This is a genomic window from Citrobacter sp. L55 (assembly GCF_002850715.1).
Taxonomy (GTDB): Bacteria; Pseudomonadota; Gammaproteobacteria; order Enterobacterales; family Enterobacteriaceae; genus Citrobacter; species Citrobacter braakii.
In genome coordinates this window covers 577959-595270 of the sequence record NZ_KZ559400.1, presented here as the reverse complement: position 1 = coordinate 595270, position 17312 = coordinate 577959, and the positions used below count along the sequence as shown (strand labels likewise).

Annotated in this window: 15 protein-coding genes; 12 read left to right on the top strand and 3 right to left on the bottom strand. The window is 54.8% G+C overall.

Annotation, left to right across the window (positions count from 1 at the left end):
• The first annotated feature begins 106 nt into the window (after positions 1–106).
• The 7 genes from lepA (at position 107) to acpS (ending at position 6735) form a co-directional block, all read left to right on the top strand.
• Positions 107–1906: a translation elongation factor 4 gene (gene lepA, locus B9P82_RS07275; protein WP_003037577.1), complete on the top strand. Its 1800-nt coding sequence runs from the start codon at positions 107–109 to the stop codon at positions 1904–1906.
• A gap of 15 nt (positions 1907–1921) precedes the next feature.
• Positions 1922–2896: a signal peptidase I gene (lepB, locus tag B9P82_RS07270; protein WP_016154048.1), complete on the top strand. Its 975-nt coding sequence runs from the start codon at positions 1922–1924 to the stop codon at positions 2894–2896.
• A gap of 269 nt (positions 2897–3165) precedes the next feature.
• Positions 3166–3846, top strand: a complete 681-nt coding sequence (gene rnc, locus B9P82_RS07260; RefSeq protein ID WP_003037579.1) for a ribonuclease III — start codon at positions 3166–3168, stop codon at positions 3844–3846.
• Positions 3843–4748: a GTPase Era gene (era, locus tag B9P82_RS07255; protein ID WP_003037581.1), complete on the top strand. Its 906-nt coding sequence runs from the start codon at positions 3843–3845 to the stop codon at positions 4746–4748. The genes rnc and era overlap by 4 nt, the downstream gene beginning before the upstream one ends.
• Positions 4749–4880: 132 nt before the next feature.
• Positions 4881–5642: a DNA repair protein RecO gene (gene recO, locus B9P82_RS07250; RefSeq protein ID WP_101700147.1), complete on the top strand. Its 762-nt coding sequence runs from the start codon at positions 4881–4883 to the stop codon at positions 5640–5642.
• Entirely contained in the window at positions 5624–6355 is a 732-nt protein-coding gene (pdxJ, locus tag B9P82_RS07245; RefSeq protein ID WP_016157172.1) for a pyridoxine 5'-phosphate synthase, read from the top strand. The genes recO and pdxJ overlap by 19 nt, the downstream gene beginning before the upstream one ends.
• Positions 6355–6735 (top strand): holo-ACP synthase, encoded by a 381-nt coding sequence (gene acpS / locus B9P82_RS07240; protein WP_016157171.1) that lies wholly within the window; start codon positions 6355–6357, stop codon positions 6733–6735. The genes pdxJ and acpS overlap by 1 nt, the downstream gene beginning before the upstream one ends.
• Before the next feature lie 40 nt (positions 6736–6775).
• Here acpS and B9P82_RS07235 read toward each other — a convergent pair whose 3' ends face one another.
• Both B9P82_RS07235 and B9P82_RS07230 read right to left on the bottom strand, forming a co-directional pair.
• A complete protein-coding gene (locus B9P82_RS07235; RefSeq protein ID WP_003037590.1) occupies positions 6776–7036 on the bottom strand; it encodes a YfhL family 4Fe-4S dicluster ferredoxin in 261 nt (86 codons plus the stop codon).
• Between the two features lie 55 nt (positions 7037–7091).
• Complete coding sequence (locus B9P82_RS07230; RefSeq protein ID WP_016154045.1) at positions 7092–7940, bottom strand: MurR/RpiR family transcriptional regulator; 849 nt, start codon at positions 7938–7940, stop codon at positions 7092–7094.
• A gap of 117 nt (positions 7941–8057) precedes the next feature.
• Here B9P82_RS07230 and murQ point away from each other — a divergent pair, with 117 nt between their 5' ends.
• From murQ to tadA, 4 genes are read left to right on the top strand one after another with little or no spacing between them, the layout of a single operon-like run.
• On the top strand, positions 8058–8951 hold the full coding sequence (murQ, locus tag B9P82_RS07225; protein WP_019077406.1) for an N-acetylmuramic acid 6-phosphate etherase: 894 nt from the start codon (positions 8058–8060) through the stop codon (positions 8949–8951).
• Positions 8952–8960: 9 nt separating this feature from the next.
• Positions 8961–10325, top strand: a complete 1365-nt coding sequence (locus tag B9P82_RS07220) for a PTS transporter subunit EIIC (RefSeq protein ID WP_101700139.1) — start codon at positions 8961–8963, stop codon at positions 10323–10325.
• Between the two features lie 3 nt (positions 10326–10328).
• Positions 10329–10964 (top strand): phosphatidylglycerophosphatase C, encoded by a 636-nt coding sequence (yfhb, locus tag B9P82_RS07215; RefSeq protein ID WP_016157167.1) that lies wholly within the window; start codon positions 10329–10331, stop codon positions 10962–10964.
• Between the two features lie 57 nt (positions 10965–11021).
• On the top strand, positions 11022–11519 hold the full coding sequence (gene tadA / locus B9P82_RS07210) for a tRNA adenosine(34) deaminase TadA (RefSeq protein WP_019077403.1): 498 nt from the start codon (positions 11022–11024) through the stop codon (positions 11517–11519).
• Between the two features lie 48 nt (positions 11520–11567).
• On the opposite strand, the gene mltF is transcribed toward tadA, so the two are convergent.
• Positions 11568–13118 (bottom strand): membrane-bound lytic murein transglycosylase MltF, encoded by a 1551-nt coding sequence (gene mltF / locus B9P82_RS07205; protein ID WP_080860023.1) that lies wholly within the window; start codon positions 13116–13118, stop codon positions 11568–11570.
• A gap of 257 nt (positions 13119–13375) precedes the next feature.
• Between mltF and purL the strand changes: the two genes are divergently transcribed.
• Positions 13376–17263 carry a phosphoribosylformylglycinamidine synthase gene (purL, locus tag B9P82_RS07200; protein ID WP_101700138.1) on the top strand — a complete coding sequence of 1296 codons (3888 nt, stop codon included), beginning with the start codon at positions 13376–13378 and terminating at the stop codon, positions 17261–17263.
• Positions 17264–17312: the final 49 nt, after the last annotated feature.

Genomic DNA, 17312 nt, shown 5'->3' with positions numbered 1-17312 from the left:
GCGTTGTAGTGTAGAATGCGGCGTTTCACTTAAACAGACGTTAAGCTCAGATCAGCGACTTCTCAGAGCCTGCTCAGGCGGGCGTAAGGCACAATAATTACACTATATGAAGAACATACGTAACTTTTCAATCATAGCTCACATCGACCACGGTAAATCGACGCTGTCTGACCGTATTATCCAGATCTGCGGTGGCCTGTCTGACCGTGAAATGGAAGCGCAGGTTCTCGACTCGATGGATCTTGAGCGTGAGCGCGGTATTACTATCAAAGCGCAGAGCGTGACGCTCGATTTCAAAGCATCTGATGGTGAAACCTATCAGCTTAACTTTATCGACACCCCGGGCCACGTTGACTTCTCGTATGAAGTTTCCCGCTCGCTTGCCGCCTGTGAAGGCGCACTGCTGGTGGTTGATGCCGGACAGGGCGTCGAAGCACAGACCCTGGCTAACTGCTATACCGCCATGGAAATGGATCTGGAAGTGGTGCCGGTACTGAACAAAATTGACCTGCCAGCCGCCGATCCTGAGCGTGTGGCGGAAGAGATCGAAGATATCGTCGGTATCGATGCGACGGATGCCGTTCGCTGTTCGGCGAAAACCGGCGTTGGCGTCACTGACGTTCTTGAACGTCTGGTGCGCGACATCCCGCCGCCGGAAGGCGACCCGGAAGGTCCGTTACAGGCGCTAATCATCGACTCCTGGTTCGATAACTACCTGGGCGTCGTGTCACTGGTGCGTATTAAAAACGGCACCATGCGTAAAGGCGACAAAATTAAAGTGATGAGCACCGGTCAGGTCTATAACGCTGACCGTCTGGGCATCTTCACGCCAAAACAGGTTGACCGTACCGAGCTGAAATGCGGCGAGGTGGGTTGGTTGGTTTGTGCGATTAAAGACATCCTGGGCGCACCGGTTGGCGATACCCTGACGCAGGCGCGTAACCCGGCGGACAAGCCGCTGCCAGGCTTTAAAAAAGTGAAGCCGCAGGTTTACGCCGGTCTGTTCCCGGTGAGCTCTGACGACTACGAAAACTTCCGTGACGCGCTCGGCAAGCTGAGCCTCAACGACGCCTCCCTGTTCTATGAACCGGAAAGCTCAACCGCGCTGGGCTTCGGCTTCCGCTGTGGCTTCCTCGGTCTGCTGCACATGGAGATCATTCAGGAACGTCTGGAACGTGAATACGATCTGGATCTGATCACTACCGCGCCGACCGTAGTCTACGAAGTCGAAACCACGGCGAAAGAGACGATCTACGTCGATAGCCCGTCCAAGCTGCCGCCGTTGAACAACATTTACGAACTGCGTGAGCCGATTGCTGAGTGTCATATGCTGCTGCCGCAGGCTTACCTCGGTAACGTCATCACGCTGTGTATCGAGAAGCGCGGCGTACAGACCAACATGGTTTACCACGGTAACCAGGTGGCGCTGACCTATGAAATTCCGATGGCGGAAGTGGTACTCGACTTCTTCGACCGTCTGAAGTCAACTTCTCGCGGCTATGCGTCGCTGGACTATAACTTCAAACGTTTCCAGGCGTCTGACATGGTGCGCGTTGATGTTCTCATCAACAACGAACGTGTCGATGCGCTGGCGCTGATTACCCACCGCGACAACTCCCAGAGCCGTGGTCGTGAACTGGTCGAGAAGATGAAAGATCTGATCCCTCGCCAGCAGTTTGATATCGCGATCCAGGCGGCCATTGGTACGCACATCATCGCGCGTTCAACGGTTAAGCAGCTGCGTAAAAACGTTCTGGCGAAATGCTACGGTGGCGATATCAGCCGTAAGAAAAAGCTGCTGCAAAAACAGAAAGAGGGTAAAAAGCGCATGAAGCAGATCGGTAACGTCGAACTGCCACAGGAAGCCTTCCTCGCCATTCTGCATGTCGGTAAAGACAGCAAATAATCTTAAGGAGTTGGCATGGCGAACATGTTTGCCCTGATTCTGGTGATTGCCACATTGGTGACGGGCATTTTATGGTGCGTAGATAAATTCATCTTCGCGCCTAAACGCCGGGAGCGTCAGGCAGCAGCGCAAGCTGCTGCAGGTGATTCACTGGATAAAGCAACGCTGAAAAAAGTGGCCCCTAAGCCAGGCTGGCTGGAAACCGGGGCATCCGTTTTCCCGGTTTTAGCTATTGTGCTGGTGGTGCGTTCATTTATTTATGAGCCGTTCCAGATCCCGTCTGGTTCGATGATGCCGACACTGCTTATCGGTGACTTTATCCTGGTGGAGAAATTCGCCTACGGGATTAAAGATCCGATTTACCAGAAAACGCTGATCGAAACCGGCCATCCGAAACGTGGTGATATCGTGGTGTTTAAATACCCGGAAGATCCGCGTCTGGACTACATCAAACGTGCTGTCGGTTTACCGGGAGACAAAGTGACGTACGATCCGGTGGCGAAAGAGGTAACTATTCAGCCAGGATGCAGTTCTGGTCAGGCGTGTGAAAACGCGCTGCCGGTAACGTACTCTGATGTTCAGCCAAGTGATTTTGTGCAGACTTTTGCGCGTCGTAACGGCGGTGAAGCGACCAGCGGCTTCTTTGAGGTTCCGCTGAATGAAACGAAAGATAACGGTATTCGCCTCTCCGAGCGTAAAGAAACGCTGGGTGAGGTAACGCACCGCATTCTGACCGTGCCAATCGCGCAGGATCAGGTGGGGATGTATTACCGCCAGCCAGGCCAGCAGTTGGCAACCTGGATCGTCCCGCCGGGACACTACTTCATGATGGGTGATAACCGTGACAACAGCGCGGACAGCCGTTACTGGGGATTTGTGCCGGAAGCGAATCTGGTTGGTAAAGCAACCGCTATCTGGATGAGTTTCGATAAGCAAGAAGGCGAATGGCCGACCGGTGTGCGCTTAAGCCGTATTGGTGGCATTCACTAATCGCTGATAATCGTTCACGTTGTCGTCATTATGGCGACAGCGTGAATTATTTCTCGGATAAATTCCCGCAGACTAACGACATCCCTTGTCGTTGTGTATAGAATATTCCCCCGAAGTTTGAGGTTGGCACCGACAGGTTGCCACGGCACACGAAACAGCGTTGGTTTGTGTATAAATGCATTCAGCCGAAGCGGGATGGCTAAGCGAAATGCGTATATCAGGTCTGTTTCGTGTGCTGAATTGTTGACGCATTCATTTATTGGTATCGCATGAACCCCATCGTAATTAATCGGCTTCAACGGAAGCTGGGCTACACTTTTAATCATCAGGAGCTGTTGCAGCAGGCATTAACTCACCGTAGCGCCAGCAGCAAACATAACGAGCGTTTAGAATTTTTAGGCGACTCTATTCTGAGCTTTGTTATCGCTAATGCGCTGTATCACCGTTTTCCGCGTGTGGATGAAGGTGATATGAGTCGCATGCGCGCGACGCTGGTTCGCGGCAATACGCTGGCTGAATTAGCCCGTGAGTTTGACCTCGGTGAATGTTTACGTTTGGGGCCAGGCGAGCTGAAAAGCGGCGGTTTCCGTCGTGAATCGATCCTGGCAGATACCGTTGAAGCTTTGATCGGCGGCGTCTTCCTCGACAGCGATATTCAAACCGTTGAACAACTGATCCTGAACTGGTATCAGACTCGTCTGGATGAAATTAGCCCAGGCGATAAACAAAAAGATCCGAAAACGCGCCTGCAGGAATATTTGCAGGGTCGCCACCTGCCGCTACCGTCCTATCTGGTGGTGCAGGTTCGTGGTGAAGCACACGATCAAGAATTTACTATCCACTGCCAGGTCAGCGGCCTGAGTGAACCGGTGGTTGGCACAGGTTCGAGCCGTCGTAAGGCTGAGCAGGCTGCCGCCGAACAGGCGTTGAAAAAACTGGAGCTGGAATGAGCGAAGAGAAAACTTACTGCGGATTTATTGCCATCGTCGGTCGCCCGAACGTCGGCAAATCCACCCTGTTGAATAATCTGCTTGGGCAGAAGATTTCCATAACCTCACGTAAGGCTCAGACAACACGTCACCGTATTGTTGGCATCCATACCGAAGGTGCGTATCAGGCAATTTATGTTGATACCCCGGGCCTTCATATGGAAGAAAAACGGGCGATTAACCGCCTGATGAACAAAGCGGCAAGCAGCTCGATTGGTGATGTTGAACTGGTTATTTTCGTTGTGGAAGGCACCCGCTGGACGCCGGACGACGAAATGGTGCTCAACAAGCTGCGCGACGGTAAAGCCCCGGTTATTCTGGCTGTGAACAAAGTTGACAACGTTCAGGAAAAAGCCGATTTACTGCCGCACCTGCAGTTTCTGGCAAGCCAGATGAACTTCCTTGATATTGTCCCGATTTCTGCCGAAACCGGCCTGAATGTTGATACCGTTGCGGGCATCGTGCGTAAGCACCTGCCGGAAGCCATTCATCACTTCCCGGAAGATTACATCACCGACCGTTCTCAGCGCTTTATGGCGTCTGAAATCATCCGTGAAAAGCTGATGCGTTTTCTGGGGGCTGAACTGCCGTACTCCGTTACCGTGGAGATTGAGCGCTTTATATCTAACGAGCGCGGTGGTTACGATATTAACGGTCTGATCCTCGTTGAACGTGAAGGGCAGAAGAAGATGGTTATTGGCAACAAAGGGGCCAAAATTAAAACCATCGGCATCGAAGCGCGTAAAGACATGCAGGAGATGTTCGAAGCGCCCGTTCACCTTGAGCTGTGGGTGAAAGTGAAATCCGGCTGGGCCGATGACGAGCGCGCGCTGCGTAGCCTCGGTTACGGCGACGACGTCTAATTTTTCATAGGTTATGGCTTTCGAGGTGCAGGAAGGCGGCAAGACCGCAGATCCTCGGGAGTTTACTCAAGTGAGTGACTGGGGTGAGTGGGCGCAGCCAACACACCTGCAGCTTGAAAGACGGCGGGTATGATGGAAGGATGGCAACGCGCTTTTGTCCTGCATAGCCGCCCGTGGAGCGAAACCAGTCTCGTGCTGGACGTCTTCACGGAAGAATCGGGTCGTGTGCGCCTGGTGGCTAAAGGCGCGCGCTCCAAACGTTCTAATCTCAAAGGCGCGCTCCAGCCTTTTACTCCGTTGTTGCTTCGCTTTGGTGGACGTGGTGAGGTCAAAACCTTACGCAGTGCCGAAGCCGTTTCTCTGGCTCTCCCCCTTAGCGGTATCACACTGTACAGTGGCTTGTATATCAACGAGCTTATCTCTCGCGTACTTGAGTATGAGACCCGCTTTTCTGAACTCTTTTTCGACTACCTGAACTGTATTCAGGCGCTGGCTGGCGCGACGGGTTCGCCAGAGCCTGCGCTGCGTCGCTTTGAGCTGGCCTTACTTGGACATCTGGGGTACGGCGTCGATTTTACCCACTGTGCGGGTAGTGGCGAGCCGGTGGACGACACCATGACCTATCGTTACCGGGAAGAAAAAGGGTTTATCGCAAGCGTAGTGATTGATAACGCCACCTTTACCGGACGCCATCTGAAAGCACTCGAATCGCGGGAATTTCCGGATGCTGATACGCTTCGCGCCGCGAAACGCTTTACCCGCATGGCGTTAAAGCCGTATCTTGGTGGTAAGCCGTTAAAAAGCCGGGAACTGTTCCGGCAATTTATGCCAAAACGCGCAGTAAAAACAAAAAATGATTACGAGGATGGATTGCCATGGCCGAATTACTGTTAGGCGTCAACATTGACCACATTGCCACTTTACGTAATGCACGCGGCACCGCATACCCTGACCCGGTTCAGGCGGCGTTTATCGTTGAGCAGGCGGGCGCAGACGGCATTACCGTGCACTTGCGTGAAGACCGTCGCCATATTACCGATCGCGACGTGCGCATTTTGCGCCAGACGCTGGATACGCGTATGAATCTGGAAATGGCGGTAACCGAAGAGATGCTGGCGATTGCCGTTGAGACTAAGCCGCATTTTTGCTGCCTGGTGCCGGAAAAACGTCAGGAAGTGACGACTGAAGGTGGCCTGGATGTCGCGGGTCAGCGTGACAAGATGCGTGATGCCTGCAAACGCCTGGCGGACGCAGGCATTCTGGTTTCGCTGTTTATCGATGCTGATGACGAACAGATTAAGGCCGCTGCTGAAGTCGGCGCGCCGTACATCGAAATTCACACCGGCTGTTACGCCGATGCGAAAACCGACGCTGAACAGGCCAGCGAATTGGCGCGTATCGCCAAAGCGGCGACCTTTGCCGCCAGCCTTGGTCTGAAGGTGAATGCGGGGCACGGCCTGACGTACCACAACGTTAAAGCCATCGCCCGGATCCCGGAAATGCACGAGTTGAACATTGGCCATGCCATTATCGGCCGCGCGGTGATGAGCGGTCTGAAAGATGCAGTAGTCGAAATGAAGCGCCTGATGCTGGAAGCGCGTGGCTAATGGCTATTCTGGGATTAGGTACGGATATCGTGGAGATTGCCCGCATCGAAGCGGTGATCTCCCGTTCCGGCGACCGTCTGGCAAGACGCGTGCTCAGCGACAACGAATGGGCAATCTGGGAGACGCATCAGCAACCGGTGCGCTTTCTGGCGAAGCGTTTTGCGGTCAAAGAGGCGGCAGCAAAAGCCTTGGGTACCGGTATTCGCAACGGTCTGGCGTTTAATCAGTTTGAAGTCTTTAACGACGAACTCGGTAAGCCGCGTCTGCGGTTATGGGGGGAGGCGTTAAAACTGGCGGAAAAACTCGGCGTCGCACATATGCATGTGACGCTGGCCGATGAGCGTCACTACGCCTGCGCCACGGTGATTATCGAGAGCTAACGTTTTGTCGGCCTGATAAGCATAGCGTCATCAGGCAACGTTACAGCTTATCGGCGTGGTGCATCAGTACAAACTTATCCCACAGCTGCTCTTCCGTTTCGACATGTGCCGGATCTTTCAAAATAGTATTGGGGATCGGGCACACCTTCTGGCAGGTTGGCGTGTCGTAATGGCCTACGCATTCCGTACACTTGTCGCTGTTAATCTCGTAAATGCTGTCACCCATCGAAATCGCCTCATTCGGGCATTCGGGCTCGCACATATCGCAATTGATACACTTTTTAGTGATTAACAGGGCCATCAGGAAACTCTCAAAACATCACAAATCGGGCGGGCATTATACGCGCATTCTTTGCTCAGACCAGTTTTTTTACCAGTGCTTCGCTGTGGCGAATGCGTTCCGGGGCATGCTCCAGATCTTGCTGCACCAGCGCCATAAACAGTAAATCAGTGAGCATCATTTGCGCATGGGTAGAGGAAATCGCTGCGCTGCGCGTGGCCTGTTCTTCAGCAATCGTGTACAGACAATGAGTTGCGCGCTGTTGCAGGGCGTTAGGTGTAAATCCGGTGATGGCGAGAATTTTGGCTCCGGCGCGCAACGTTTCATCCGCAGCCAGGTTGAGTTCGCGGCGTTCTCCGGTATACGAAATGGCCAGCAGCAGATCGTTGGGTGAAAGCGCCTGCACCGCCGCCAGCAGGGCGTGCATATCGCGTTCAACCACCGCGTTAAACCCAATCTTTAGCAGTTTCCAGGCAAAATTCTGCGCTACCAGACCCGATGCGCCAATCCCGGTCAGGATAATGCGCCGGGCTGAGCGCAGCATCGTGACGCTCTCTATCAGTTTCTCTTCGCTGTTGACGTCCAGCGTCGCATGCATCGCCGCCACGTTCTCTTTAATCAGTTTTTCGCCCACCATACGCATGGGGTCGTCACCGCGAATCTGATTATGCACCGGAATGGAATGAGGGTTGGGATTGCTGGCCAACGCTTCGCTAATCGCCAGTTTCAGCGCCGGAAACCCTTTAAAGCCCATCTTTTGCGCGAACTTCACCACGCTGGACTGGCTGACGCCTGCTTCAAAGGCCAGCTGCTGTGAGCTGAGATGACGCGCGGTATCCGGCTGAGCAAGAAGATAATCCGCAAGTTTTTTATCGCTTTGCGCGAGGTCCGGGTAACGCTGACGAATGCGAATTAAACAGTTCATGCTGTCTCCTGGCGAAAACGTGATGGCGATTGCAAAACAAAATTTCACTCGCCTGGATGAATATAATATTCCATTATGACAGATTATTATGAATTAAAAATTCCTAAGGAACAAAAAATGAATCTCGGTGCATTAGTTTCAGAAACCCGCAATCCACAGACCATGGATCTGGATGCGCTCTCAACGTTGGAGTTGGTTCATCGATTTAATCAACAGGATACGCTGGTAGCGGAAGCAGTAAAAGCAACTCTGCCTCAAGTTGCGTGTGCGGTCGATGCGGCAGCCAACGCGTTAAAAGCCGGTGGACGCATTATTTACATGGGCGCAGGGACCAGCGGACGTCTTGGAGTGCTGGACGCGTCTGAGTGCCCACCGACCTTCGGTGTACCGCATGGTCTGGTGGTTGGGCTGATTGCCGGGGGGCCGGGCGCGCTGCTCAAGGCGGTAGAAGGCGCGGAAGATAACCCGCAGTTAGGCGAGGATGATCTGCGCGCACTCAACCTTACCGCACAGGATCTGGTGGTTGGTCTGGCGGCTTCAGGTCGCACGCCGTATGTGATTGGCGGGCTGAAATATGCGCGTTCGGTGGGTTGTACGACGGCGGCTATTTCCTGCAATCCGGATTCTCCTGTCGCGCATGAAGCGGATATTGCAATCTCCCCGGTGGTGGGACCGGAGGCGTTGACCGGGTCAACACGACTGAAATCCGGCACCGCGCAAAAATTGGTGCTCAATATGATCTCCACCGGTGCGATGGTGAAATTTGGCAAGGTGTACCAGAACCTGATGGTGGATATGCAGGCAACCAACGTCAAACTGGTCGATCGGGCGTGCCGTATGGTGGTTGAAGCCACCGGCATTGCGCGTGAACAGGCGCAAGCGCTGCTAAAGCAGACTGATTTTGATGTTAAGCCAGCGATTTTAATGGCGCTCACCGGCCTGGATGCCGCTACCGCCCGCGAAAAGCTTGCCGCTCACCAGGGTTTTTTACGCGCGGCGTTAGAACACTAAGAGGTGTATATGGATAAGACGGCGGTGCTGGCCAGCGACATTCTGCTGGGCGTAGGCGGAGAGCAAAATATTCTGCGCCTGGAAAATTGTATGACCCGCGTCAGGGTGGAAGTTCAGGATGACGGTCAGATTGATATTCCCCGTCTCAGGCAACTGCCCGGTGTTAGCGGTTACGTGAAGCAGGGCGCGCAGCATCAGATAATCGTCGGCCCCGGTAAAGCTGCCAAGGTGGTGGATGCCATGCGCTCCCTGATTGCCGGTGGCGGCGAGCGTGCAGATGTGAATAATATCGAGCGCACCAAATCAGAGGCCAAAGCGAAGTACAAAGCGCCAATGAGCGATGCGCTGCGCAAGCTGGCGAACGTCTTTATCCCTCTTATTCCTGCGTTTATCGCCTCCGGTTTGATCACCGGCATTATAAACATCCTTAAGCGACCGGATATCGTGGGGGATTTTGCGACCCATTATCCGAATATGCTGGGGCTGATGGGCATATTTGGCAGCGCCGTGTTTGCCATCATGAATATTCTGGTTGGGGTGAATACCGCCAAAGTCTTCGGCGGCTCTCTGGCGATGGGCGGGGTGATGGCGGGGATCCTCTCCAGTCCGCAGCTGGCGCAGATTACCCTGTTTGGCGAAGCGTTGCAGCCGGGGCGCGGCGGGGTGATCGCAGTGCTGCTGGTGGTTGCGCTGATGTGTTGGATCGAGCGCAAATTCCGCGAGCTGTTGCCGGAATCGCTGGAGCTTATACTTAACCCGCTGCTGACCACCATCATTACCGGGGCTATCGCGATTGTGGCGCTACAACCGCTTGGAGGCTGGATTTCTGAATCTATCGCTCACGGCGCATCCTGGGCTATCGACCGCGGCGGTTTCCTGGTTGGTGCCATACTGGCGGGAACTTTCCTGCCATTGGTGCTCACCGGACTTCATCAAGGGTTGGTGCCCATCCACGTTGAGCTGGTACAGGCGCACGGTTATAACGCGCTCTTTCCTATCCTGGCGATGGCAGGCGTTGGACAAGTAGGGGCTGCGATAGCGGTGTTGATGAAAACCCGCAATGCGCGGCTAAAGAAAGTGATCAAAGGAGCGCTGCCGGTCGGGCTGCTGGGCATTGGCGAGCCGCTTATTTTTGGCGTCACGCTGCCGTTGGGTAAACCGTTTATCGGTGCCTGCCTTGGCGGAGCGGTAGGCGGGGCGCTGATTAGCTACTGGAAGGTGGCGACGGTTATCACCTTTGGCATCTCCGGTTTGCCGCTGGCACTGACGATTGTTGCCGGAAAAGTGATGTTCTATCTGTTAGGCTATCTGGTAGCAGTTATCGCCGGGTTCCTGTTTACCTGGCTATTGGGGTTCAACGATCCAGAGGAATAAGGTTTGACCAATCACCAGCGCCGCGTTGTTTTTTTTGATTTGGATGGCACGTTACATCAGCAGGATATGTTCGGTAGCTTTATACGTTATCTGCTGCGTCGCCAGCCGCTGAACGCGTTGCTTGTGCTGCCTCTGCTACCGGTGATTGCGCTGGCGCTGCTGATACAAGGGCGCGCCGCCCGCTGGCCAATGAGCCTGCTGTTGTGGGGATGCACTTTTGGTCGTAGCGAGGCGCGTCTGAAAGGGCATCAGGCTGACTTTGTGCGCTGGTTTCGCAGTAACGTGACGGCCTTTCCGCTCGTGCAGCAGCGGCTGACAACCTACCTGTTAAGCTCTGACGCCGAAATCTGGCTTATTACTGGCTCCCCGCAGTCGCTGGTCGAGCAGGTGTACTTCGACACGCCGTGGCTACCGCGTGTCAATCTGATCGCCAGTAAAATGGCGCGGGGATTCGGCGGGTGGGTGCTGCCTCTGCGCTGTCTGGGCCATGAGAAAGTGACGCAACTGGAACGCCACATTGGTGCGCCGCTTCAGCTTTACAGTGGCTACAGCGACAGTAATCAGGACAATCCTCTGCTCTCTTTTTGCCAGCATCGCTGGCGCGTCACGCCGCGCGGAGAGCTGCAACAACTCGAATAGAGTAAACGATAGCGTCTGTGTATAATGCGCCCGCTTTGATTACTGGAGTTACCCCCTTTGTCTGAAGTTGAATTTAGCCACGAATACTGGATGCGTCATGCTTTAACGCTGGCTAAGCGCGCCTGGGATGAGCGTGAAGTCCCGGTGGGCGCGGTATTGGTACATAACAACCGCGTGATTGGCGAAGGCTGGAACCGTCCGATTGGTCACCATGATCCGACTGCCCACGCTGAAATTATGGCGCTGCGTCAGGGCGGCCTGGTGCTGCAAAACTACCGTCTGTTGGATACCACGCTGTATGTCACTCTGGAGCCGTGTGTGATGTGCGCAGGCGCGATGGTGCACAGCCGTATCGGCCAGGTCGTTTTTGGCGCGCGCGATGCGAAAACGGGGGCAGCCGGGTCATTAATGGATGTACTGCATCACCCTGGAATGAATCATCGGGTGGAGGTGACCGAAGGGGTGCTACGAGATGAATGCGCCACGTTGCTCAGTGATTTCTTTCGCATGCGTCGTCAGGAAATCAAAGCGCTGAAAAAAAACGCCAATTTGTAAATGCCGGTCTGATTGCCTGATGACGCTGCGCTTATCAGGCTTCCGAGGCTACTTGCCCTCTTTTTTCTGCGGTGAAAACAGCAGGGAAGGGGAGTGCGACAGGTAATTTGACGACGTCTGAGACAAAAACGCCGAAAGCGGCAATTCATTTTTACCTATTAGCTCTGCCGGCGTCACCGCCGGGTAATCCTGCGCCAGTTGCTGCGTTTCAAGCGCCCGTTTTTCTTTCTCCTGCAGATACCCCACCAGGCTAATCTGGTACTTACGGATATTTTCTACATAAGCGTAGGCTTCGTGGCCTCGCGCATAACCATAGGTCAGCTTGTTGTAATACGGCTTTTGGCTGAGCAGTGGCAGACGCTGTTTTACGTCGGACCAGCTGTTCGGATTGCCTTTGGTTTTCACTGTCAGCGCCCGTGCATCCAGCATGTGCGCATAACCCATGTTGTAGGCTGCGAGCGCAAACCAGATGCGTTCCCCTTCGGGGACGGTATCGGGCACTTTACTCATCATATCCTGCAAATACCGTGCGCCGCCGCTGATGCTTTGTTCGGCATCGGTGCGGTCAGTCAGTCCGAGACTTTGAGCGGTATTTTTGGTCAGCATCATCAACCCGCGTACGCCGGTCGGGGAAGTGGCCTGCGCGTCCCAGTGTGACTCCTGATAAGAGATTGCGGCGAGCAGTCGCCAGTCTATCTCCTGCGCATATTTCTCAAACAGCGGCTTAAGGTCCGGCAATACGCTGTCTACGGCGCGTAAAAAGGTGCGGGTATCAACATAGTCAAAATCATCGCCATGTCCGAGATACTTTTCTTCTAGTCGCGCCAGAGAGCCGTCTTCATTCATGGTGTTAAAAAAATCCAACAGGGCGGCAGACAGCGTGTTGTCATCGTCCAGGCGACTAAACCAGGTCACCGGCTGTTCGTCAGATACGTCCAGCGCTACGGCCAGTTCAGGATGTACGCGCTGGTATAAGCTGATGGCGACGGAATCGGCAATGGTGTAATCCAGCTTCCCGGCGATAACATCATCAAGCAGTTCAGTAGTGCCCTTTTTGTCATCCACCTTCCAGCTCAGATCGGGAAATTTATTCTCTTTAAGTAACTGGAGATCGTTAACCACCACGTGTCCCGGGGCGATGGTCAGCTGATTTTCGTTCACAGTGGCAAGAGTGCGCGGGCGGTATTGCCCAACCCGATACACCAACTGTTGTGAAACCGAATAGTAGGTTGGGCCGGGCTGGTAATTTTTCACCCGCTCGCTGTTATATACCAGGCCTGCGGCTAACAGATCGGCATGGCCGTTATCCAGGTCGTCAAAAAGCTGGCTGATGTTCTGGCGCACGGTGACTTTTAACTTCACGCCCAGGTAGTTGGCGAACGCCTGAGTCAGTTCATAATCCAGGCCGAATTTCTTGCCGTTGAGGGTCGCGTAAGTTAACGGCGAGTCGAGGGTACTGACGCGCAGTTCTCCCCGCGACTGAATGGCGGCGATACGATTTTCGGCTTTACCGAACCAGGGAATAGATGGCCAGAGGGCCGCTGCCAACAACAGCGTTAATATGCCGATGAACAGATAATTAATCTTTAATTTTTTCAATTAGTTAATTCTCTGAACCGTACGTTGTCTCTGCCTGCTGTGGTGATGATTAAGAAGTGAAGTCGTCATTAATGAGCGGCATTTTGCTTAAACTTGCGTCAGTTGGCAACTTATTCAGAAACCAGACCGCATTTGATGATAAGAGACGGTCGTGATTTTATTTCGACGCAAACGGTTTCGTCGGCGCGGTAGATTCTTTATAATGACGCCCGTTTCCCCCACTTGGGCACACCGAAAGCTTAGAAGACGAGAGACTTATGATGGAAATTCTGCGTGGTTCACCTGCACTGTCTGCATTCCGTATTAACAAACTGCTGGCACGTTTTCAGGCTGCCAACCTCCAGGTCCACAATATTTACGCCGAGTACGTCCATTTTGCCGATCTGAATGCACCGTTGAATGAGGATGAGCACGCCCAGCTTGTACGCCTGCTGAAATATGGTCCTGCTCTTCACAGCCATGCCCCTGAAGGCAAACTGCTGCTGGTTACGCCTCGCCCTGGCACCATCTCCCCGTGGTCTTCTAAAGCGACTGATATTGCCCACAACTGCGGCCTGCAACAGATTAGCCGTCTGGAACGTGGCATTGCCTGGTATGTAGAAGCCTCTACGCTGACCGCTGAGCAGTGGCAGATGGTTGCCGACGAACTGCACGACCGCATGATGGAAACGGTTTTCTCTGCGCTGAACGATGCCGAAAAACTGTTTGTCCATCACCAGCCTGCGCCGGTCTCCAGTGTTGATCTGCTGGGTGAGGGACGCCAGGCGCTGATCGACGCTAACCTGCGTCTCGGTCTGGCGCTGGCGGAAGACGAAATCGACTATCTGCAGGATGCGTTTACCAAACTGGGACGCAACCCGAACGACATTGAACTGTACATGTTTGCGCAGGCTAACTCCGAGCACTGCCGCCACAAAATTTTTAACGCCGACTGGGTTATCGACGGTAAACAGCAGCCCAAGTCGCTGTTCAAGATGATTAAAAACACTTTCGAAACCACGCCGGACCACGTGCTGTCTGCTTATAAAGACAACGCCGCGGTAATGGAAGGTTCTGAAGTGGGCCGCTACTTTGCCGACCACAAAACCGGCCGCTACGATTTCCATCAGGAGCCAGCCCACATCCTGATGAAGGTTGAAACCCACAACCACCCGACGGCTATCTCTCCGTGGCCGGGCGCGGCTACCGGCTCCGGCGGCGAAATCCGCGACGAGGGTGCAACCGGTCGTGGTGCAAAACCGAAAGCCGGGCTGGTGGGCTTCTCCGTTTCCAACCTGCGTATTCCTGGCTTTGAACAGCCGTGGGAAGAAGACTTTGGTAAGCCGGACCGTATTGTTACCGCGCTCGATATCATGACCGAAGGTCCGTTGGGCGGCGCGGCATTTAACAACGAATTCGGTCGTCCGGCGCTGACCGGCTACTTCCGAACCTACGAAGAAAAGGTCAACAGCCACAACGGCGAAGAGCTACGCGGTTACCATAAACCGATCATGCTGGCGGGGGGGATCGGTAACATCCGTGCCGATCATGTGCAAAAAGGTGAGATCGTCGTTGGCGCCAAGCTGATCGTCCTCGGCGGCCCGGCGATGAACATCGGGCTTGGCGGCGGGGCGGCCTCCTCTATGGCTTCCGGCCAGTCTGATGCCGATCTTGATTTCGCTTCGGTACAACGCGACAACCCGGAAATGGAACGTCGTTGCCAGGAAGTTATCGACCGCTGCTGGCAGATGGGCGATGCGAACCCGATCCTGTTTATCCATGACGTTGGCGCAGGCGGTCTGTCTAACGCCATGCCGGAGTTGGTAAGCGATGGCGGTCGCGGCGGTAAGTTCCAGCTGCGCGATATCCTTAGCGACGAGCCGGGTATGAGCCCGCTGGAAATCTGGTGTAACGAATCCCAGGAGCGTTATGTGCTGGCGGTTGCCGCTGACCAGCTACCGCTGTTTGACGAACTGTGTAAGCGCGAGCGCGCGCCGTATGCGGTGATCGGTGAGGCCACTGAAGAACAGCATCTCACACTGAGCGACAGCCACTTCGATAACCAGCCGATCGACATGCCGCTTGATGTGCTGCTGGGTAAAACCCCGAAAATGACCCGCGATGTGCAGACGCTGAAAGCCAAAGGCGACGCCCTGAATCGTGGCGAAATCTCGATTGCAGATGCGGTTAACCGCGTGCTGCATCTGCCGACTGTCGCTGAGAAAACGTTCCTCGTGACGATCGGCGACCGTACCGTTACCGGCATGGTGGCGCGTGACCAGATGGTTGGTCCGTGGCAGATCCCGGTAGCCAACTGCGCGGTCACCACCGCAAGCCTGGATAGCTACTACGGTGAAGCGATGTCTATCGGTGAGCGTGCGCCAGTTGCGCTACTGGATTTCTCGGCTTCTGCGCGTCTGGCGGTAGGTGAAGCGCTGACTAACATTGCGGCAACGCAGATTGGCGATATCAAACGCATTAAACTGTCGGCCAACTGGATGGCGGCTGCGGGTCACCCCGGTGAAGATGCCGGGCTGTACGAAGCGGTAAAAGCCGTTGGGGAAGAATTATGTCCGGCGCTTGGCCTGACTATTCCGGTGGGCAAAGACTCTATGTCGATGAAAACCCGCTGGCAGGAAGGTAATGAGCAGCGTGAAATGACTTCGCCGCTGTCGCTGGTGATCACCGCCTTTGCCCGCGTGGAAGACGTGCGCCACACGATAACCCCACTGCTCTCTACTGAAGACAACGCCCTGCTGCTGATTGACCTCGGTCTTGGTCACAACGCGCTGGGCGCGACGGCGCTGGCACAGGTTTATCGTCAACTGGGCGACAAGCCTGCCGACGTGCGTAACGTTGAGCAACTGAAAGGCTTCTACGACGCCATTCAGGCGCTGGTCGCGCAGCGTAAGCTGCTGGCCTACCATGACCGTTCCGACGGCGGACTGCTGGTTACGCTGGCGGAAATGGCCTTCACCGGTCACTGCGGTATTGACGCTGATATCCACTCGTTGGGTGACGATCGTCTGGCGGCGCTGTTTAATGAAGAGCTGGGCGCAGTGATCCAGGTTCGCGCTGCTGACCGTGAAGCGGTTGAGGTGTTGCTGGCACAACATGGCCTGGCAGATTGCGTGCACTATCTCGGCCAGGCGGTAACGGGTGACCGTTTCACCCTGAGCGCCAACGGTCAGCCGGTGTTCAGCGAAAGCCGCACCACGCTGCGCATGTGGTGGGCGGAAACCACCTGGCAGATGCAGCGTCTGCGCGACAACCCGGAGTGTGCCGATCAGGAACACGACGCGAAAACTAACGATGCCGATCCTGGCCTCAACGTTAAACTGTCGTTTGATATCAACGAAGATGTTGCCGCCCCGTACATCGCTACCGGCGCGCGTCCAAAAGTGGCCGTGCTGCGCGAGCAGGGTGTGAACTCCCACGTCGAAATGGCGGCTGCCTTCCACCGTGCGGGCTTTGACTCCATCGATGTGCATATGAGCGACCTGCTGGGCGGACGCATCGGTCTGGGTAACTTCCAGGCGCTGGTAGCCTGTGGCGGTTTCTCTTACGGCGATGTGCTCGGCGCAGGGGAAGGCTGGGCGAAGTCGATTCTGTTCAACAACCGCGTCCGTGATGAGTTCGAAACCTTCTTCCATCGCCCGCAAACGCTGGCACTCGGGGTGTGTAACGGTTGCCAGATGATGTCTAACCTGCGTGAACTGATCCCGGGAAGCGAGCTGTGGCCGCGCTTTGTGCGTAACCACTCCGATCGTTTTGAAGCCCGCTTCAGCCTGGTCGAAGTGACACAAAGCCCGTCTTTACTGCTTGCCGATATGGTTGGTTCGATGATGCCGATTGCCGTTTCTCACGGTGAAGGCCGTGTGGAAGTGCGTGACGGCGCGCATTTGGCCGCGCTGGAGAGTAAGGGACTGGTGGCGCTGCGCTACGTTGATAACTTCGGTAAGGTGACCGAGACCTACCCGGCTAACCCGAACGGTTCGCCGAACGGAATTACTGCCGTTACTACTGAAAATGGTCGCGTCACCATTATGATGCCGCACCCGGAACGCGTATTCCGTACCGTGAGCAACTCTTGGCACCCGGAAAACTGGGGCGAGGACAGCCCGTGGATGCGTATCTTCCGCAACGCGCGTAAACAGCTCGGGTAATCAGCTCGATAACCTTTAAGCCCCTCTGCGTGAGGGGCTTTTTTTTGTC